General features: G+C 45.7%; 12 protein-coding genes and 1 pseudogene. 5 read left to right on the forward strand and 8 right to left on the reverse strand.

Annotation, left to right across the window (positions count from 1 at the left end):
* Both QUB13_RS08470 and dnaB read left to right on the forward strand, forming a co-directional pair.
* A pseudogene (locus QUB13_RS08470) lies at positions 1-673 on the forward strand (hypothetical protein); the annotation flags it as partial.
* A 116-nt stretch (positions 674-789) separates the two neighbouring features.
* Positions 790-2,145 (forward strand): replicative DNA helicase, encoded by a 1,356-nt coding sequence (dnaB, locus tag QUB13_RS08475; RefSeq protein WP_333380050.1) that lies wholly within the window; start codon positions 790-792, stop codon positions 2,143-2,145.
* Positions 2,146-2,199: 54 nt separating this feature from the next.
* Here dnaB and QUB13_RS08480 read toward each other — a convergent pair whose 3' ends face one another.
* From QUB13_RS08480 to QUB13_RS08495, 4 genes are all read right to left on the reverse strand, one after another.
* Positions 2,200-4,038, reverse strand: a complete 1,839-nt coding sequence (locus QUB13_RS08480) for a DUF1998 domain-containing protein (protein WP_333380051.1) — start codon at positions 4,036-4,038, stop codon at positions 2,200-2,202.
* A 247-nt stretch (positions 4,039-4,285) separates the two neighbouring features.
* Entirely contained in the window at positions 4,286-7,696 is a 3,411-nt protein-coding gene (gene drmA / locus QUB13_RS08485) for a DISARM system helicase DrmA (protein ID WP_333380052.1), read from the reverse strand.
* Positions 7,697-8,007: 311 nt separating this feature from the next.
* Positions 8,008-8,343 (reverse strand): XisI protein, encoded by a 336-nt coding sequence (locus QUB13_RS08490; RefSeq protein WP_333380053.1) that lies wholly within the window; start codon positions 8,341-8,343, stop codon positions 8,008-8,010.
* Complete coding sequence (locus tag QUB13_RS08495; RefSeq protein WP_333380054.1) at positions 8,331-8,777, reverse strand: XisH family protein; 447 nt, start codon at positions 8,775-8,777, stop codon at positions 8,331-8,333. The genes QUB13_RS08490 and QUB13_RS08495 overlap by 13 nt, the downstream gene beginning before the upstream one ends.
* 209 nt (positions 8,778-8,986) lie before the next feature.
* Here QUB13_RS08495 and QUB13_RS08500 point away from each other — a divergent pair, with 209 nt between their 5' ends.
* The gene (locus QUB13_RS08500; RefSeq protein ID WP_333380055.1) at positions 8,987-9,820 is read left to right on the forward strand and encodes a DUF3037 domain-containing protein; all 834 of its coding nucleotides are present in this window, start codon (positions 8,987-8,989) and stop codon (positions 9,818-9,820) included.
* Between the two features lie 59 nt (positions 9,821-9,879).
* Here the strand turns inward: QUB13_RS08500 and QUB13_RS08505 are convergent, their stop codons facing one another.
* The 4 genes from QUB13_RS08505 to QUB13_RS08520 form a co-directional block, all read right to left on the reverse strand.
* On the reverse strand, positions 9,880-14,085 hold the full coding sequence (locus tag QUB13_RS08505; protein ID WP_333380056.1) for an Eco57I restriction-modification methylase domain-containing protein: 4,206 nt from the start codon (positions 14,083-14,085) through the stop codon (positions 9,880-9,882).
* Positions 14,086-14,163: 78 nt separating this feature from the next.
* Complete coding sequence (locus QUB13_RS08510) at positions 14,164-15,363, reverse strand: RNA-guided endonuclease InsQ/TnpB family protein (protein WP_333380057.1); 1,200 nt, start codon at positions 15,361-15,363, stop codon at positions 14,164-14,166.
* 306 nt (positions 15,364-15,669) lie between these two features.
* Complete coding sequence (drmD, locus tag QUB13_RS08515; RefSeq protein WP_333380058.1) at positions 15,670-18,960, reverse strand: DISARM system SNF2-like helicase DrmD; 3,291 nt, start codon at positions 18,958-18,960, stop codon at positions 15,670-15,672.
* Positions 18,961-19,300: 340 nt separating this feature from the next.
* Complete coding sequence (locus tag QUB13_RS08520) at positions 19,301-19,876, reverse strand: tyrosine-type recombinase/integrase (protein WP_333380059.1); 576 nt, start codon at positions 19,874-19,876, stop codon at positions 19,301-19,303.
* Between the two features lie 651 nt (positions 19,877-20,527).
* Between QUB13_RS08520 and QUB13_RS08525 the strand changes: the two genes are divergently transcribed.
* Both QUB13_RS08525 and QUB13_RS08530 read left to right on the forward strand, forming a co-directional pair.
* Complete coding sequence (locus QUB13_RS08525; protein WP_333313952.1) at positions 20,528-20,878, forward strand: hypothetical protein; 351 nt, start codon at positions 20,528-20,530, stop codon at positions 20,876-20,878.
* Entirely contained in the window at positions 20,847-21,164 is a 318-nt protein-coding gene (locus QUB13_RS08530) for a helix-turn-helix domain-containing protein (protein ID WP_333380060.1), read from the forward strand. The genes QUB13_RS08525 and QUB13_RS08530 overlap by 32 nt, the downstream gene beginning before the upstream one ends.
* Positions 21,165-21,624 lie beyond the last annotated feature (460 nt).

A 21,624-nucleotide genomic window follows, 5' to 3' on the forward strand; every position in this document is an offset into this window, starting at 1 on the left:
CAATTCCGAAACGACTAAAATTGCCGAAGTAGTTGCAATTGCCAATTCCGAAGCGGTTGCAATTACAAACCCCGATGTAACTGAAATTATCGAAGCGGTTGCAATTGTCAATTCCGAAACGACTAAAATTGCCGAAGTAGTTGCAATTGCCAATTCCGAAGCGGTTGCAATTACAAACCCCGATGCGACTCAGATTGTCGAGATAGTTATGCAAGCCACAGGAGGGATGAATCCCGAATTGAGAGTTTGCGTCCTCCAGTACAGCTTAAACGAAATCCAAGCCGCCATAAACTTGCTGCAAGTCCGAAGCCAAACAAAGCAAATATCCAACCCTTCAGGGTGGGTCGTTGATTGTTTACGCGGTCGTTGGTGGGAAAAAACTAACGGTTTTCAAAACTCGAACCCAACAAATGTTGTTTCGTCTCCAGCTTCAACAGGCTCTTCTCCAACTCCAAAAGATTCTCCTTCTGCACAGACAACAAGAATAACTGAGGATTATATTGACCCTCAGTATATGCCATTAAAAACTCACCGAAAGTTATGCGAACAGTTCCAGGAACTAGGCGAAAAAGCTTTCGCAGCGCTAGGTATTCAGCAGCAAATTTACTTGCAGTGGATGCAGCGATTTCCTCAGCACGTAAAACAAATTTTCAACAAATTATCTACTACTTAGCTATTTAGCTTAGCTGTGAAAACAGTGATTATTTAACCCATATAGACAGCATCTAATCCTTTAGACAACTTTTAGTACAGTTCAATTAACAACCAGATTAAAGGAGAATACCAGACATGGCAGTCAGTTTTGTTGACAAAATTATGCCGAGCAACATTGATGCAGAGGAAGCAATTCTAGGCGGAATTCTGATTGACCCAATCGCCATTAAACGAATCGCAAATATTCTGCGACCCGAAGCGTTGGCAATTACAGTCCACCAACACATTTATCGGGCAGCTTTAGCGCTGCACTCTAAGGAGCAGCCCACAGATTTGATGAACATCACCACCTTCCTCGACGACCACAACTTGCTGGAAGTAGTAGGGGGTCAAACCAAACTGGTAATGCTGGTACACCGAACTGTTTCAGCCGTCAATATCGACCAATATGCTTTGCTAGTCGTGGACAAGTTTGTCCGGCGCGAACTCATCAAAGTTGGCAATGACATCGTGCAGCTTGGCTACGAGACTTCCACCGAATTGGATGCGATACTAAATAAAGCTGAGGAAAAGATTTTTGCCCTCAATAAGTACAAAGAAGAGCGAAAAAAAGCTATTCGGCCTCTCTCGGAATACTGCCAAGAGCTTTGGCGATATCTAGATGAAATTGAGGAAGAGCGCTTGGAGACTGCTAACTACTTTCCTGGAATCAGCACAGGGTTTTACGACCTCGACGACCTATTGGGAGGGGGCTTTTACCGAGGCGAATTGATTGTCATAGGAGGTCGCCCCGGCAGCGGCAAAACAGCTTTGGCTTGTGCCCTTGGCTACAACATTGCTTCCCTTCCCACGAACGGTCGAGTTTTGATGTTTTCGATGGAAATGCCAGGTCGGGACTTAGCAGCGCGACTAATGGCACTTGAGAGTGGGGTGTCGGTGAAAGATATCAGGAAAGTTAACCTAGCTGGTAAGTACGAAGTGCTAGCTTCGGCTTTAGGGAAAGTTAGCGATGCTGATTTTTGGATAGACGAAAGTTTGGAACCGTCTCCCTTGGAGATTCGTTCCAGAGTTAGGGAGTTTGTTTGTGAGCGCGGCCCTTTGGGTTTGGTAATTGTTGATTACTTGCAATTAATGGTGAATTCGGCGGATGAAAATGTTGTCAATAAAATTAGCGAAATTACGCGGCAGATGAAGATTTTGGCTCGCGAGGTTGACACGCCGGTTGTGCTGCTTTCTCAGCTCAATCGGGGGGTAGAGACTCGCACGAACAAGCGTCCAAGTTTATCGGATTTGCGTGGTTCTGGTGGAATTGAACAGGATGCGGATGTTGTGCTTGGAGTTTACAGGGACGATTATTACAATCGGGATTCTCCTGATGGGGGAACGGCTGAAATTATTGGATTGAAAGGGCGTAATAGCGGAACGGGAACGGTTAAGTTGCTGTTTGATGCTGAATGCTGTCGGTTTCGGAATATCTATAAACTCCGGTAATATTAAACGGAATTTCCCACGGGGGAAATTTCCGTTGCCTGTATTCCTTAGAGATCACAATTCATCGGGGAAAAAAGCAGCACTGTTACCACTAACTGTGTTTACGACCAAAGCCCGATCGAGAAAATCGTTGCGCCGTTCGCAAGAAGTCTCAGCAATCAGCAAACACCCATGACAAGCAGCCCCATGTAAGAAACGGTCTTCGGCATCATTTTCCGGTTCGTGTTGAGCACACACTGGATCGTTAGAGCAAAGCCTTCCTAACTCCAATGCGCTGATTAACAGTAATTCAATGCACTTGCCAATTTGCACCAGTCCCCCCAAAGTTCCATCATTACCAGAGGTGCCGGTATAGAGCAAAATACCGTAGCCGGAATCCCCAGCATAAATGCGTTCCCGGATGGCACTAGCCGCGTAGCCACATTCCAGAGAAACAGCAGTAATTAATAAGTGAGAGAGGGAGTGCAACATAATATAAGGCAATCCCGGAAACTTGGCTTTGTCCTGCGGAATCCCTCTAGTGTTACACCATTTCTGGAAACCCCTATGCAACTCTTCTCCTCTTTCTCGAACAGCTTTTTGCTTCAGCCATTGGTCAATTGCCTCTTTTTTAAAGGCGATAAATACTCCTTCACCCCTATTTTCAATCGCCGGTACCCACGTCGGATCGATGTCAAGAGCTGCCCGTCGCACGTTAATATCTAATTCACCCTCAATATCCGGCATAGCTGCTTCAAAACGAGTAAATCCGACTTGCGCCACGACTTCTCGGAGCCGATGCACTAGAATAATGCGTTCAATGCGAGCTGTTGCGAGAGGATTTAGCCCCTCTAGCTTGCGAGCGCGGGCGTAAAAATCTCCTTCGGACACATCTTCCCCAACTTCATCAGGACTAGCAAGTAAAGTTTCAATTTCCACTTGCTTAATGCTCTTTTTTGTATTAGAAAATCCTGCCTTTCTTCGCTGTATTTCTGCCCAAACCGCTTCGTTGCTTAAACCTTCTAAAGCATTAAGAACTTTTTGTTTTTTTCGCTCTTTTCTGATATCATTTAAATCTTCAGCATATTGCAGGAAATCTTCATAAACTTGATTGACAGCTTCCCTGAGTTTGGCGTCGGTGTCCGGCAGAGAAATCACGCTAAGCACTTGAGCAAAATAAGCATTACTCGCCGATCGCACTAACAGTCGATTATACAACGGGCGATCGCCCTCTCTAGAAAGGCAGGGTTCTTTTGCCACAGGGCCGAGCCAAGGGCGCTCTCCCAAGCACCTGCCGAGCACTTTAGAATACGGGACAGTAGCATCAGAAAGGGGGCGACGGGCTTTGCAAGCTTCGCAGCGGACGAAGATTTCAGCGAAATCATTGCCAGAACCGCTTTCATCAAGCCACAATTGTCCTCGGCATATAGCGTCCAAATTGTTGTGGGCAAAAGCATTCCAATTGATATCGCTGATATGTCCGTTGGCGCAAGCTTGCACGAAGCGCACCGGAACAACAGGCCTTTTCTTCCTCTCAGCATTCAGATATTTTCCCTTAACTAAACTCCCCCAACGAATTAAAGGTCTGGTGCGGTATTCTTTGCCGTTGAAAGCTTTCCAAGTGCTATCCTCTTGCGCTACAAACCAAGTGGGAAATGTGAAGGCGGTGATGCCTGTGCGAGGGGCACTGGGGTCTTGTTCATCTACAGGGGGAGCGTACAGGGCAACGCGGGCCAGGCCGAGAATTTCGGCAACTCGCTCTTCCAGGCGCTCTTCGTGGATGCGCGATTTATCGCCCCGCCAGTGGTTTAACCCGCCAATAATAATCGAATAGTTGGGCAAATCGACCATTGCCCCCGGCCCGAAGGTGGTTAAAATTTGACTTTGGCGAATTTGTCCTGATGGGATTTTCATATTGATTTTAGTTAGTTTGTAGTTGGTAGGGTACGTCAGCCGGAAATTTGTTCGCAATTAGTTACTTAGTAGGGTGCGTCAGGGAGAAATCTTCCGCTCGGCAAATAATCTTTTTTTTTGATGCACCCTACTGAGTTTATTTGTAGGCTGCGTCAGAGAGAAATTTGCTCGCAATTAAATAATCTTTTTTTCGGACGCACCCTAAGTGAGTTAATCTTGATGCTCAATCTGACGCACCGTGCGCGAATTAATCCTCATCAATCTCGAACCCATCTGGATTTTTCACCCACAAATTGACAACAGGTTCCACATCTCTCAAACTACGTTGTGCTTTAAACTTTTTAGCGGGTTGCGGTTGCCTCTGCAAGTCTGGGTCAAGGGGGTCAAATAATAAAGGCGGTGCAACTCCCACTTCTTGCTGATATTGCAAACTACCTTTTTCCGCAGCAATCTGTTGCCAAGTGTCCAGCAAATCTTTGACTCGACCTTTTAGTTTCAGACGTAATTCTTCTGTTTCTTCGGCGTCTCGGTCTTGGTCGTGAATTTCAGAACGCTGGGCAATGATATCAGCAACAAAATCTAAATTTGAGCGCTGTTCTATAATTTTAATTGCATTTAAAGGTGCGGTCATTTCTGGATTGCCTAGACGCGCTAAAGCAACGGTAATCGCAGCAATTCCTCGGTCAATGGCGCGGGGGGAAAAAGGCGTGACGCTGGTTGCTTCGACGGCTCGGTAAAAAGTGTTGTGCCACGCGCCGAAACGTTCGTAGTGAGAGCGATCGCGCGGTCTGTGTACATTTAATAATGTTACCACTAATCCCGGCCGCTGTTCGTCTCGCCCTACTCGCGAGGTTGCTTGAATGTACTCGGCGGCTGTTTTTGGCTGTCCTAATACGACCATTAATCCCAGGCGAGTGATATCTAAACCCACAGAAATCATATTAGTTGCTAGTGCAGCGTCTACCCGGTGTGCGTCTGAAAAAGCTAAGGCTAAACAGCGCTTTGCTTCCGAAACTTCGCTAGTGCTAACGCGAGAAGTTAATTCTAAAGGTTCATCGTTAATTCGGCGGTTAGCAAAACATCCTGACTGCTCATTTTCCCGTTTTCTCTGGCTATATCCTAACAATCTAGATTTGACTTCATCTTCAACAATGCGCCGACTTCCCCCCAGTTCTCGCAGGGAGTTAAAATAACCCAATAAGGTCATGTAAGAGTCAGCCGGATTATTTTTATTCCTCGCGCCGCCGTTGGCATCCCAATGTTTTTGAGCCGCCCCTAATACAGCTAAATAAGTCCGCAGCAAGATGACTTTTAAGCTGCGACCTTGAGCGGCAATGCCGATATAAGTGCGGGGATTTTGTTCCGTGGCGGGGACAGTTTTGGCGAAGAATGAATCGCGGCGGTCTGGGCCAGGAGGCGGAAAAACATCGACTTCGGTGCGACCAAATAAGGCGCGAATTTGTTTTGTTGCTCGTCGCACGGTTGCAGTTGAAGCAACTATTTTAGGATAGATTTTTTTGCCATTTTTGTCAATAGCTGATAAGGCGTCAATAGCCGTTTCATAAAGTCCGACCATTGTGCCTAACGGCCCGGAAATTAGGTGCAATTCATCTTGTATAATTAAATCGGGTGGTAGGAGAGGTTTTTCTAGTGTGCGACCGATGCCAATAGTAGCCGGCCCGTAAAATCCGTTGTCATCATAGCGATCGACTTTTCCGAATAATGCCCCAGTTTCTCCGACCCAAGGTAGGTTGGCAAATTTATCGACTGTGGCGATGATAAAGCAGGGGACACGGCGATAGATGGGGTCATCAACCGCAACAATGGGCAAGGGATTATTTCCTTTAAAAGTACATTGCGGTTGGCCATTGGCAAGGCGTTTACGGTTGGTGCAGAGAATTCTTAAATCCGTGGGATTGTCTGCGTTGGGGAATAAGGTAAAGGAGTTGCGGGTGAATTTTTCACCGCACCAAGGGCAGTTTTCTAAGGGAATGGGTGAGGGTTTACTACGATCGTCGTTTTGATAGGCAATGGTGCGGGTACGGGCACTTTCTGGGTTGTTGTCCCCTTTGCGTCCCATGCGGTTTGGCGTGGCTGCTTGTCCGACCCACAACCCGATTTCAAAAGGCCAAGTGCCTAGTTTTTGAACATCGTTTTGCCGTTCTAATTCTAAAGCGCAGATCAGAGTGGCCGCGCGACTCAGTTGGTCTAAGGTTAACAGTCGTAAAGTGTAGCGCATTAAGACACTAACCCCGGCCCCGCTAAGCCCTGAATTTCGCAACCGTCGCAGAACTAAAGTAAATGCGGCTAACCCTAAATATGCTTCGGTTTTGCCGCCGCCGGTGGGGAAAAATAGCAAATCTACGATTTCCCGATCGCCCATTTCTGGGTCGGCAATTCCAGCTAAGTTCATCAGCAGGAATGCTAGCTGAAACGGCCGCCATTTGGGGGCGTGGATTTCTGCGGGGGTTTTCTCACTGTCATGGGTGGCGCGTTGACGGATGGATCTGGCGATCGCGAAATTGGCAATTCTAAAGGCCTCGAACACTTCGGGGTCATTCATAGCGTCGAGGCCCGCAGCGATGCGATCGCGCGCGACTTGGGCGCGGTTGAGCAACTTTTGGGCAATTTGAGCTCGGTTGAGATCGAGGGGGAATTTGTGCCGCTGGTCTGCAATCCAATCGCCGTAAGCTGTTACCATTGGCTCTAACATTGACCGCAAAGCTGCGGGACTGGGTGCCTCCGCGATCGCTTCCATTTCCAGTTCAGTTCCGGGTACAACGGCCGCGATGACTTTTTCTACGTCAGCGGTGGGTATCCAGGCGGTGCGAATTTCATTGCAAATCGAGTCGGAGTGGACGAGGGCGATCGCCGAAATGTTGTGGCCAACAGCAAATTCGCAGTCTTCCCGATACTGCAAGTCTGCCACCTTTTCATCCCAATCATCATCGGTTTGTCCCCGCAAATTCGGGCGGGGGACGAGGGGGTAGGGGGTGTGAATAGTTAAAGTTGCTTGGAAGATGTAAGTGGTATCTCGCAAGGAGTCGTCGGTGGTGAGAGTGCGGTAGTTGACAAGGAAAGCGGAGACGGAACGGGTACCGGGGGGTAACTTAATCTGGGACAAGACGGGGCGAACGGAAATAACGAGTTTTAAGCCGCCACTGTCGGGAATGTCCAAGGTGTAGGGCGCGGTGGTGCTTTTGATGGGAACATCTACTTCTACCTGTTGAGGTTTCCGCAGCCAATCACCGGAGACGAGACTTTGCAGTTTGGTTTCTGCTTTTTCCTCTTCTGTGGGAATGGGCGAGTAGTCGCCCCAAGATGCGATCGCCCGGAAGTGAGTTGCTTCTTTGGGAACCAGGAAACTCAGCCCCATTGAAGAGGGAAAAAATGCTCTGCGGGCGGAGGATTTTTCCGGGGGGTTTTCGTCGTCGCCGGAACTGGGGCGACTGAGTTCGTCGAGTTCGTCATTGCTGGTGTCGTCGCTAGGTTGTTCGAGGCCGGCCCCGTAGGGTACGAGAAAACCGCTGAGATACCAGCGGGAAGGGGGCTGGTTGATGATTTCTGCGGCGTGGGCTTCGTCGTCGGGGATAGGGCCGATCAGGTCGAGTTGTAAAGCGTCGATTAGGTGTTGGCGAACTTCGGCGGGGGTTGTCATATCAAAATTAGTTTAATTCCCAATTGTATCACCATAAATCTTGTAGGGGCGGGTTCACTAACACTCTATGAAACCCACCAACAATCTCATAAACCCGCCCCATCCCCGCCACAATTTACTGTTGCGGGAGTTGTCATATCGAAATTAGTTTAATCCCCAATTATATCACCATAAATCTTGTAGGGGCGGCTTCGCCGAGATATGTGATAAGTATCGACAAATTATATAAACCCGCCCCGCCCATACTAACAGCGATAATTTTCTCCCTGACGCACCCAAGGGGATTATAAGTTAGCATCACGGGCATTGTTTTATGCGGCAACAAGGGCTCGATCGGGTGACAGAAAAGCTAAGATGATATCGTTTTGAGGAATGCCTTCCTCAATTAAATCTTGGGTAATGCCGCATTCCATACCGTCATATTCAATGTAGATTTTACCAGCTTCCAACGTGATATAAATGAGGTTTCCTCTGATTCGCCGCCCCCGATCCCAACCAACTTGCATCAAGGCGTAGCGATCGTGAGTTTCGTCAAACACGGGATCAAGTCGGATCTCTCCGTGAGAAGGCTTTAATTGGGCATATTTCCCGATTACCTGTTTGACAATTTCTCGGTATGTGGTTGCATTATCCGTTAAGTTATCCATTGTTGAACCTCTATTTTTTCTAAATCGATTACTACCAAATTTAAGGGTATTTCTGTAATGGCGAGTTCGCCAATAGGTTCGCTGAAAATGCCGTTATAAGCCCTAGTGGGAACGGCTAAATAAATTATCCGTTCAGGGTCAACTTGGCCTAGCAATAACCGATAGAGTATATATTGACCAATAGATTGTTCCAGATCGGCAATAGGTGACGCTCCTCGAAATTCTTTAATTTCAATGGCGACGCGAGTATTATCTCGCTTTGCGCCAATAAAACGCCCTTCTATTTTGTTATTCACTTCGGACGCTGCCGCTGCCAAGTCTACAAAGAGAAATCGCTCTCCGTAAGAAATTACATAGGGGTCGTTAGTGATTTCCCAACCATCTTTTATCAGCGCTTCTTTAACGATATTATGGATTGTATCTCTTGCCGGCATTCTTTCCTCAAATTGTCTCGGTTCGCTTTTGCTGAGTTGATGTAATTATGCGTAAATTTGGTTTGGCGAATATGTCATTTTTTATTAACTACTTGACAAAGCAGGAGATAATGTGTTATGACAAGCGCCCCAAGCTGAACTAAACTCCTATTTGTGTGATAATTGCAATTTTATCACAGATGAGATTTGCATAGAGGGAGGCAAAAGCAATGGCAAGCAGATATAGTATCGTTCAATACGTCCCCAATCCCATCACTGATGAACGGATTAATATTGGTGTTGTTGCTTTTGATGACAATGATGTGCGCGTACAATTTTTGAATAATTGGAGTCGAGTGCAGGCTTTTGGGCGTGAAGATATTCATTTTCTCAGAGACTTTGCGAAACGAATGAACTTCGCCGCCAGTGAGGGTTTGCTTTTCCCCGGAGATGAGCCAGATGGCACTCCTAAACATGAGCGATTAAAAAAAATTGCACGGGGTTGGATTAACAGTATTCAATTCACAGAACCTCACGGCTCTTTAGATAATGTCGAGAGTTTATTAGAAGATATCGCGCAGACTTACCTGGTTAATGTAGTTCCTACAAAAACTAAGCGAAATCGCCAAGATGCTGCGAGAATTACAACTTCTATAATTAGAACAACTCTTAGATCCTATGATGATAAACCTGCTTTAAAAGAAATGCTAAAAAATGATTTTCCTGTAAAAGGAAGTCATAAAGAACACAAGTTTGATGCGGTTGTTGCTAACGGTCAACCTTACTTTGCGGCGCACGGAATATCCTTTGAGGTTCACATTCCTGAAAGTCTCCAAGATTCTATTTCTTGGATGATTTCAGATGTCAAAGAATCTGATCCTAAATTGCCCATAGGAATTGTTGCACTTCCCCCAAAACAAGAGTGGCAGGATTATGAAAAACTAAACAAATTGTATCAAACAACTATCTCAACTTACAGGGATTTGGGGGCGGAAGTTTTGCAAGAAAATGAAGTACAACCTTGGGCATCTCAGACTATTGATAAGTTAGTTGCAATGGTGTGAGTAGGGTGCGTCACTCATCAATTCTTTGCTATTAGCGATAAATCTTCGTCTGACGCACCCTACAGACTATCAGGAAAACCAAGGATACGAGGCGGCTTATCTGAAACTTTTTTGCGAGATTTAGATGATGTCTTTTTACCTCCTTTCGCTTTCCCCTCAGCCGCTTTCCCTCCCAGAATTTCCTCTTGATAGCGTTTCAGATTCAATTCCAGCAATCTCGCTAATACTTCATCGTGGATTTCTTCTGGCCATTTATACCGCCAAGGTTTTTTCTTCTGGCGTTTGCTAATTCCTTCGCTTTCTTCCTCTTCTTCCTCGTAGTCAAGGATGAATTCGCAGTCGGTGGCGATGTCTGTCCACCCGTAGGCGTTTAATACAATTTGATCGCATTCTTGATGTAATTGTCGCAGTTTTATTATATCCGGGTGGCGTTCGTCCGGGTTGTGGAAGCGGTTGTAGGTTTCGGTGAGTCCCTGGTTGTTGCGTATCATTAATTCAGCGCGATATTCGTAGTAGGTTTTGCCTATTTCTTCTAATTCCGGGTTGGTTTCCCAGTTTGAGGGGAAGGGGAAGGTTTCAAAGCAGTCTGTGGGTGTGTAGCGAAGGTCATCTTTCATGGATGAACTGAAAAATCTTGCCCAAATTTCATGGATGCGGGATTGTAGAATGCAGAAAAATGAATTGCGTTCATCTACAAAAACGACTAAACCTTCAGAAAAAACTATGTTTCTGGGTAAAAAAGCAAATGATCCATGCTGACCAACACGGGAAACAACTAACACACGATCGCACTTGGCGATCGCTTTAAACAAAGCTGGTGTAGTTTCTCCAAAACGCCACCAATAACGCGCCCGAATTTCTCGATTTTGCTTTAATCTTGCAGGCTTAACCTTTTCTTCTACAATCCTCATCAAATCTGGATATTCCCGCGCCTCAGCCTCACTCATCTCCCCAAAATTAATCACATAGCGATTATGGGCATGAGTCGGACTCGAATTAACCTCTTCACCGCCGATATAAGGAAAAATGCGGTCGGCATTTTTAGGATTTTGTTCGATTAAACGGTGCATTTCTGTAATGGTTGTAGCATCGGGGTTGGTATCATCAAATGTAAACCCCATACCTAGCACATAGCTACCTATAAAACTTTTATCAGCATTTGCTAATAAAGTTTGAGGATTTTCATTACCCCCCGCATGAAACAAAAATGCAGAAATTAGCGGAACTTGTCGCCCGTCGAGTATAGGGTGCGTCGTCGCGAGTTGCGTAGGGTGCGTCGCTGCGGGAGATATTCGAGATAAATCAAGAATATCTGTAGCGACGCACCTTACTGTATCTACTTTTTGGACGTTGACAATACTGACTACAACTGCGGCAGAACCAATCCACTTAAACCGCTTTGTTGCATTGTAAATTGTGCCACCATTCTGACAGATATATCTTAAACCAGTGCTGCGCGTGTCACCTTGGGCAATGGTATTTGTCGCAATTAAACCAAAACAACCACCTTTTCGCAGAATCGTAAACCCTCGTCTAAAAAAGTGCGCTACTATATCAGCATTTCCGTGCGATTCGGGATGAATTACCTTTAACCAATCCATATATCCGGGCGCGGTAGCATTAATTGCTGTATTCTTACCAGCAAACGGTGGATTTCCAATAATCGCATCAAAACCAGGATTTTTCCGAGCAAACACCTCTGGAAATTCAATCTCCCAATTAAACGGCATAATTGGCTTTTTTCTAGTTCGCAAATCTTGGCTAATACTTATCAAATCTGAATCTTCAATCAATCCTTTTTGCCACACATCAACCTTTAATCGCAAAGCATCCCGCTTTTCTTTCCGGGCTTTATCTTTATCTTCTGCAAAAAAACAAGAAATTACTAAATCCCCCGTCAAACGTGGATTTTTCAATATTTGTTCAGCTTTTTGATAACTAGCTATCTTCCTGTTTTCCTCTTCATCTCCTAAATTAATTATTTCATCCCGATAGAATTTAGCTTGATTTATATCTTTAGCAATTTTGTCAGCAAACAAAGGCCCATATTCTGATTCACTTTTTTGCGGAATCCAGTTAAAATTCTTAATATCCTCATAGGTCAACCCCACCAAAGAATCGCCACATTTCAAGGCATGATCTAAAAAAGTAAACGAATGTTCTTTCGCCAAAGTCACCAACCATAGCGACAGCTTCGCCAAATTAGTTGCAAACGGATTTTTATCCACCCCATACAAACACCGCTGCGCTACCAACCGCCGCGCAAACAACAAAGGATATTCATCTAGGGGAATTTCCGGCAAAGCATTGTGTTTGTTCCAAGCTTCCACTAACCTCTCCGCTAACTGTCGGCAAGTTTCCACCAAAAACGCCCCCGAACCCATCGCCAAATCGCAAACTTTTAACTCTAAAATGTGTTCTGGCGTGGCATCTCCTCCCAATGCTGCTAAAATCGGTCTGAGAGTTTCCTTAACAATTGGTTCCGTCATCGCACGGGGTGTATAGTGGGAACCGCTGCGCCGCCGTTCTTCGCCCGGTTGCAAATAAAGAGAACCCACAGGCATTAAAGTGGGAGTTTGCGCTGATACTTTCCGCCCTAACGCCGCGACTATATCATCGGCGATTTTCGCTTCCTTTAACTCTTTGAGAGAATTACCAGTAATTTCGCATCCCGCCACTTCTTTTAAAAATTTAGCGCGGTCATTTGCCTTAGTTTTGAGAATTTCCTCGACGCTAACCACAACCGTAACTGAGACTTTTGAACTTTTAGGTTTACTCCACACTCCTATAGATGGACTCTGGGCCCGTTCGACTTCGTAACCCATCACCGCTTCGTAAACCGAACCAATTTGTTCGACATCTAGAGCACGGTAAGAAAGTCTGTCTCCGTCCAAAATCAACAACCGATTTAATACGCGAAAAATCACCCCATCGGAAATACGCGGCACTTCTGTAAGATGCGTTGCTGTTTCTAAGTTTGTTTCGTGCGTGGCTGTTTGAGTTGTTTGGTGCGTCGTTTGTTCAGTTTTTGACATCTCACCGGGATTTTCGGCGGCGACGCACCCTACTGAGTTTGTTTGGTGCGTCGCTTGTTCAGTTTTTGACATTTTACTGAGATTTTCGGTGGCGACGAACCCTACTTTTTTACCTAGTAAAAACGGGTATTCATCCGGGTCAAATAACTGACCGTGACGGGCCGGTAAATACTGAGGTAAATGACCGCCGCCCTCATAAACCAACCCAAACAAACTCAATAACCACGCCCAAGCGCCATACCGCTGATCCATCGTATCGGGATAATTTCCCGCATCAATTTGCAACCGTTCATACAGTCCCGTCACCGCATAATTCCGCGCATACACCGAATCTTGCGGCATCAACCCCTCATCTTCGGCGTACAACAAAAACACTAACCGCATTAAAGTTGTAATCAATCCCCCATAAATATGCTGCGGTTCTGTTTGAGCAATTTCACTCAATAACTTACCATTACTCGCCTCATCCGCTGTCTGAAATCCCCGCAATAATTCCCAGAGGGCATCTAAAACCTGTTCGGCTAATTTTGTCGAAACTTCACTTTGATATTTGCGGCTTTCCTGCAACAAAGCTGGCAAACGGCGTTCCGGCGGCGCAACAAAAATGCGATCCGAACCTAACAGCATTACCATCGCACTTAAAATTGGGCGGCCGGCAACTTCGCACATCGCCCCCACCGGAAACGTCAAATACCCCGACGATTCGCCACGCGGCGCATAAACCAAGCGCAATAGCGAACCGTTGCACAATAACCCCACGTTAACGCTCGTTTCGCGCAATAAGCGTTCAAATTTTGCTTGTGGCGAAGCATTCCACTGACCTGCTTTTTCTGATTCTAAATCTAATTCATCAAAAGGGCGATTATTTTCTATAATTTGGACTAATATACAGGGGCGAACTGCTTCTGGATCTAGAACTGTATAAGTTGGTTTTAAAGTCTCGCCGTAGTCAGGAAGTGGCACCGTGAATTCGGGAGCAATTTCTGCCACTAAATCATAGGGTTCCCACCCCAAAATCTCGGTAACAAAGGCGGGAAAATCTGAAATTAATGCTTGACTTTCCTCGCTATTTGTGGTACTAATTTCTTGGAAAGCTTGCTGCAATTCAACGATATTGCGATTCGGCACGCACTGAAATTTTACTAAGGCGGGAGGCGACACAACAAGTCCCACTGGTTGCAAGAATCCCAACCATTCTTTATGTCTGATTAATTCTGGATCTTGTGCCATTGTTCCTCCTGACTTTAGCTTTTCCTAAATTGTATAATTTTGACACTCCCCGGCCTTGAAGGCGCGGGGATTCTTGGATCAATCAGTCGATTTGCTCGTTGATGCTGCCATCAAAGAGTAGAGATCGGTCTGTCCCCAAGCGTTGATTTCGGTGTGCCCCACCGTATTTAAATTCAAATTAATTCCTGCTTGCTTCAACCCTTTAACCAAAATATTGCGAGCTGCGTTGTAGTCACGATCTAACGTCGCACCGCAATTGCAAATATGGGTTCTGGTTGATAGCGTTTTCTTGACAGTATTGCCACAACTTGAACAATCTTGCGAGGTGTATTGAGGTGGAACAGCAATTACTGTTTTGCCGTACACATTTCCAAAATACTCTAACCATTGACCAAATTGTGACCACGCTGCATCGCTAATCGACTTAGCAAGTTTATGGTTTTTGACCATATTCGGTACTTGAAGGTCTTCATAGGCTACAAAATCGCTAGATTTTACCGCGCATAACGCCGTCTTTATCGCGAAGTCTTTACGCTGCCGACTAACCTTCAGGTGCTTTCTTCCTAACTTGTTGATCGCTTTTTTTCGATTGCCAGAGCCTTTCTTCTTTCGAGAAACTCGCTTTTGCAATCTCTTCAAAGCTTTTTCACTTTTTCGGAGGTGGCGAGGGTTCGCGACTGTTTCGCCATCGCTATCGGTATAGAAATGGTTCAATCCCACGTCTATTCCAATAGCTTTACCAGTCGGAATAAGTTCCTCTTTTCGCTCCACATTGATGCAAAGTTGTGCGTAGTATCCGTCGGCACGACGCACAACTCTGATTCGCTTAATCTCATCTGGTGCATAGAAATGCAAATCCCGAGTACCGACTAATTTGAACTTTCCAGCAGCAAAGCCGTCCTTAAATGTCAAACATCTTTTGTCGGCAGAAAGTAGCCATCCTGATGTTTTGTATTCGACAGAGCGAGTATTTTTCTTAAACTTTGGGTAGCCTTTTTTGCCTGGTGTTTTTGCTTTGCAATTAGCGAAAAAACGTTGGATAGCAAAAATGGCACGTTCGGCAGAAGCCTGACGTGCCATTGAGTTAAGCTTGCCTGCCCATTCAAACTCTTTTGCCATAATGGCGCATTGTTTGTACAGATCAATTAGCTTAACTCTGGAATTGTCTATCCAATATCTAAGAGTTTTGTTTCGGACAAATTGAGCTGTTCTGATCATCTCGTCGATGACCCGATATTGCTCGGCTTTGCCTTTCAACTTAAACTCTAGAACTATCATGACAAAATCTTATCACTTTTGCGAAAGCTTTTAGTTACAAAATACGTATATTTAACAATTATTTGCAATAAGTGGAAATTAAAGCCGTCCTAGAAGGACGGGGCTTTAGACCCAATTTTTTGGTAAGGTGCGTCAGCTTTAAAATACTACCCAGACTAGATTGTAGGGTGCGTCAGCTTTTAAATACCCAACTATAACTATGAATAACCGCCTGACGCACCCTACCCAGACTAGATTGTAAGGTGCGTCAGCTTTTAAATACCCAATTCTAACTATGAATAACCGCCTAACGCACCCTACCCAGACTCAACCCGACACCGGATATAAATACATTAACCCTACTGGTTCAATTCGCACCGCTTTTACCTGATAAATCGCTTCAATTCGAGCCGGTTCTTTCACTAATTCCTCAGACAAACCTTGCAGACGTTTCTGCCAATAACGCCTATCAGCATCCACTTGTCGCTGTTCCTCTTCTGGAAAAAGAGATAACTGAACCGCTTGAGTTTCTTGTTGCCGTGCTAAAATGCGCTGTTGCTGCTGTTCTAAAATTTTCTTCATCTCAGTTGCTTCTTTCAAACCGCGCTCATTTAACTTCCGCTTTGCCCTTTGGGCTAATACTTCTGCCCGACTTTCCAGGTTCGGAATTAACTCCTCAACATCCTGAGACGCACTTTCCTTTAGGCGAATTTTTACCCCTTCAGAAACCTCTCGCAATCGCGGATTTGCCAAAGAATTTTCTAGCAACTCCAATACATTTTCTTTCTCTCCCTCTCCCAAAGGCTTCAGTTTTTTCCGCCCCCTATTTGCCGGATCTGTCCACTCCGCAGCAACGGCAATTACTTCATCATGAAGTCGGGTAGCACCTTCTCCATAAAGTGACAATCTCCCCAAGGCAATAACTTTAGGAATCGGGTCATCGGTGAGACAAATACAAGCGCGAGTTAATTCATCATGCAGAAATCCTTGGGCTAAAAATCGTCCCAATAATCGCTGCACAATTTTGTGTTCTAAATGCAAGTGTACCACTTCGCCATCCAGAGAACCAGGGTCACGAAAAAGCACTGGTCGGATGGGAGATTCCCTACGCCAATCCCACAGTTGTTGACTTCTTTGGCGAGGTTTTCTCAAGGTATCCAGCGTCACTGTCCAAGTTGGATCTGCCCCGACTCGTTGGTTAAGTGCAGGGATTTCCCATTTCGCTGTTTCTGGATTGTGGTTTGCTGCGATTACGTCAATGGGCTTGAGTTGCTGTGCACCTAAAATTTCCAATGAAGCTGAGATTGCATCCCGGAAATGGCGGTCATCTAAACCTAACCAATCCCGCGATTTCTTGAGCATTTCTTGGAGTTCGGAAATCTGTTTAATGAGGTCTTGTTTGCGAAGGCGAATTTCTTCTAATTCTTCGCCAATGGCGGTGGATGTGTTAGGATTAATTGTTTCTGAGTTTATTGTGTAGGGTGCGTCAGTATTAAATGTTTCTAACTGCGTACTTGAATTAGGACTGACGCACCTTACAGATATTTGTTCAAGGGATTGAGTAATTTTTCCCAGTTCTTTGTGAATAATCCCATTATGCAGCAAACGAGACATACTTTTTTCGACAACAGGTGTCAAAGTTCCCAACTCTGATTGAATGGTTTTTGTCTTCTGAATTAAAACCTCTAAAACTCGATCTTCAATTCGCTGCGGCAATACAAAATAATGGCAATTAACAACAGGCGAACGCTGAAGCTTCCTATCAATGCGACCGTTGCGTTGTTCCATGCGACTGGGATTCCAAGGTATGTCAAAATGGAATAAATCAGCACAATAATTTTGTAAGTTTATCCCTTCTCGTGCTGCATCTGTGGCAATCAGAATCCGAAGGGGATTGCTGGCTGGGTCGCTGTTAAATGCCTGTTTAATAGCCTCGCGCCGTTCCTCGCCAATGCCACCATGAAAAACGCCGATTCGTTGGTGTTCTAAGTGAGAATTGGCAAAGGCAGATCGCAATTGTTCTTCTAAGTAACGTTTGGTATCTGTATATTCTGTGAAAATTAGGACGCGCCGCTCTAACCATTGAGCATTTGGCTGCCCTAAATCAGGACACAGATTTTCTCTAATCCAGTCAATTAACTTAATAATTCTCGGGTCAGGTTGATAACGAGCAGCATTGGCAATTTCCGCCATTTCTGACAAAATTTCTTGTTCTCGCTGGGTAATTTGTGATAAACTATTAGCAGTTGCCGCTGCCATTTGCGCGTCTTCTTCTGCCTGCACTTCTTCCTCTGGCAGTTCCGCCCGCTCATCATCACCTCCCGCCGATTCAGACAGCAGTTGTAAGCGTTCTAACCGCAAAATTGGCTGTTTAGAAACTTGCTTTTCTAAAGCTACTCGGTGAACTTTCAACGTGCGAGTAAAGGCTTCGATAGATGACAGCAAGCGCTTTTGCAAATTGGTAATTACTAACATCGCCGCTGCTTGGTTGCTGCGAGATTCACCTTGCAATCGCTCTTCTCGCAATTCTCGATAGTGTTGCAGCAAGCGCGAAAGTTGGAGTTCGGGTGCAGTTTCAGGCAGGTTGTCGATCGAGATCGCAATCACTTCCCTTCTCGGAAAATCATCGCCAATTTCCCGCAAGTCTCGCTTGAGACGGCGCACCATTACCGAGTCGAGTAATTTGCGATCGCGCACGGGGACACCCCGGCAAAACCGCTGCGGATCTAAAATTTCTAACAACGCTGCAAAACTATTAGAATGGCCGTTGTGAGGCGTTGCTGAGAGAAATAACTTATGTTCAAAACGAGGCGCTAAATCTCGCACTGTGCGAGTTAGCTGGGAATCAACAGCATATTTAGCACCGCTGGCAGGGGCGGCATTGTGCGCTTCATCTAAAATCAGCATCGATGCGGCTGCAAATTCGCCCAACCAATCTCGCAGTGGGCCGGTGTAGGTTTCATCTCTGAGCAAAGCATGGGAGATGATGAAGCGGGTGTGAGTTGTCCAGGGGTTGATACCGTACCCGCGATCGCGCCTGCAGGTGGCCACAAAGGAGCGATCGCAAATTATGAAACTGAGCCCGAAGCGGCTTTCCATTTCTTCTTGCCACTGTCGCACGACAGTAGGGGGGCAAGAAATCACCACCCGTCGCACTTTCTGGCGGATCAGCATTTCCCGCAAAATCAGTCCCGCCTCGATCGTTTTGCCCAAGCCTACGTCGTCGGCAATAAATAACCCAACTCTCGGCATGAGTAAGGCTTTGCGGAGGGGTTCTAACTGGTAAGCTTTAACTTCGATGCCTGCTCGGTAGGGAGATTGAAATAGCTTGGGTTCGGTTGAAGTAACGCAGTTCCAGCGCAGGGTGTGCAGGTAAGCTGAGAAGAGTTTAGGATTGTCGAAGCCCCGCTTCGCGACGGAATCCCAAGAGTTATTGCCGATCGCTATGGCGTCAACTTCTCGTTCCCACAGGACTTCGAGGCTTTCTCCCAAGGCATCATCTTCTAAGCACGACAGTCGCACTAAGGTGTCTGTATCCTCGGAGAATTTGGGTGCGACTTCTTCGACGAGGTATTGGCGCGATCGCACCCTGACAATTTGCCCAGTTTTTAGTTGCATTTTGCTACTGTACTTGCGATCGTTTTTTCTGTAAATATTTTTAATGATATTTTTCGGCTATCCCCAGCTCGCTTGCTGGTTTAATTGGGTCAATACTTCTGGCTCATAAACAAGTCAGGGGGGGCATCTTCAACATCAAAGAAGCGCAACCCTTTGTACGGAAAGTCCCCATCTGGGGGTAGGAATAAAAATTGGCTCCCGTTCGCCCGCCAAACTAACAGTCTTGGACGCACTAAGCGGGCGGTTTTGTAAAGGTTTGAGATTCTTCGCGCGCTGGGCGAGCGAATGACATAATGTGGAAGCGTGCGTCTAGGACTAAATAATTTCACTGTTGAACGGCTCACTTCAAAAGCGCGATCGCCTTGACAAGCTGTTCCGGCTGTACCTCCAAATAGCGCTGGAGACTCGACAAATTTTTGTGTCCTGAAATCTCCATAATCACCCGCAGCGGCACCCCCGCATTGCTCAAGTTCGTGAGTGCTGTCCGCCTCATGGAATGTGTGGAAGCTCCCTTAATTCTTACCCGCTTGCAAGCTTCTTTAAAAATCAAATCTGCAAAAGAGCGCGTCAAAGGCTTCGTATTGTCTCGCCCCGGAAACAAAAAACCCACATCTGGATTGTAAGCCTTTAAATACTTACCCAGCATAGGATGGAGCGGCAGCGTTCGCGTTGCTGATTTCCCCTTTGTCGTCGCTTTCCGCAACGTGACTGACCCCCCAACAATGTCGTGAGTTGTTAAAGCTAACGCCTCTGAAATGCGGCAGGCGCAGTAAAAAGTTACAGCAAACAAAAGCCTGTCCCTTGCTGTAATAAAACCCCGGTCAAACAGTCGGTCAATTTCTGCGGGCGTCAAAATCTTAGCGCGCCCATTCCCAAGAACCTTCACGGCGCCGCCTCTTAGAGTAAATTCCTTCATTATTGGACGAAAGGGAGTTTACGTCAAGTAGGCTAACTGGCTTCTATTCTTTGATGGCCAACCAAATCCGGCTCAATCGCTTTCTGGACAATCGGAGGCGCTTGTTGCAACTCACTTCCCGCTTATTGCTATTCAACTGACTCGAATTCTCGGGAAAGTTGATAATCGGCAAGGTAGCGATCGCGTCGATGAGGTCTCTGAAGGTAACAGGTTCAAGGGCTGTCATAACACCGCGCCACCAAGAAAATTATTAGTAACTAATCTAATTATACTATTGTTTGATTCTACCTGCAACCTTTTTTGCTGGCTGGTTATATTCTGAAGAACAAATCATCAATATTCTCCAATAGTCCTTCTACTTCCCGGTGTGGTTCGATTTGGAGACGTTTGTCGATCATCGCACCTCGCTGACGAAAGCAACTACACCTTTACTATACAAGTCTGCTGCAACCGGACTTGACATCAACGCGATTGGGCGGGGTCTCAAAAAAATCATAGCCTAGTCAGAGTTTGACTTTGAAAATAGTCGCTCAAATATAGATTCCAATTGATTGATTTAAGGAGATGTCGCGCTGCAATTTCTTTATCAAGAAATTGATCTGAAAACCTATCAAAACAAATCAGTTGCAGTCGATGCACAGTTAAGAACTCATGTCAATCTCAAAAGGAAAGCGAGATTTGATTTCGGGCCTGCCACTAAAACAGTTGAAGGATATACCACCTTCAACTGAGTTGCCTGCAAATTTTGCCAAAATTCATCCCCCGCGCTTTGAGTGTGGCGAGATGGTGCGCTGGACTGATGTTGGCGAAGAAGGTGACAGAGGAATGGTTATAGGCAAATTTTACAACTACGAACAGCGTCAGCGTTGTTGGATGTGGTGCTACATCATTTGCCTTACTCCTGATTCCAAAAGTGCAAAGTGGTGTCAGTTTGATACTGCCTGGGAAGAAGATTTGGAGAAGTTTGAGGATGATAAAAAAGCAGCAGACTTTGACAGATAGAGAACGCAATTTGATTGCAGTTTACAGTGAATGCCAATTGCAAATGACACCGAGGCAGTTTTATGCAAAGTGGGGAGTGAGTTATGAGGAAATTGCTTTTATTTGTTCTCGTTCTGATTCTACAGTGCGGGGTTGGTTTAGAAAGGGGGAAAATCGCCGATTTCCTACTGCTGTCGATTTGCGTCATTTGGCTTTAATGGATTTTCTGCTGGAGCATTTTGAGGAAATTCCAGAGGGATTGGTGGCTTTCCTGTGTCCGCCTTGCGAAGAGAATAGCCTGGATTAATGGCGCGTATAACGGAAAGACTGTTTAGGGCAACGACTGTATACGTTGTCGCAATCATATACTGCTGACTTGTTCAAACAGTTTTGGTGGCTGCCATACACCAAGCTTTTTCAGCATCAAAAAATAATTTGAGCTGGTTATAGCACAAACCTCGTCAAATATCAATGTCACCGTGACCTGTCTTTGACAAGATTATTCAATTACTGTCTTGGCAAGCAATGAAACAAGAGCACAATCTGTTACTTTTACTGCTGAGGTACTAAAATGACCTACTCTGAAAAATTGCACCCGTGGTGTATCATTAGCCTGCTTCCTAATTGTCAGCGTGTTATTGTGGCACGATTTCGTAAGAGAAACGATGCAGACGATCATCTACGGGTTTTGCAGCGGTTAGTGAAAACCCGCACATTTGTGATTATTTTTGACATCCAACCAAAGCCTACTGTGCCTAAAGAATAAC

Origin of the sequence: Microcoleus sp. B4-D4 (assembly GCF_036705185.1) — a bacterium.
GTDB lineage: Bacteria > Cyanobacteriota > Cyanobacteriia > Cyanobacteriales > Microcoleaceae > Microcoleus.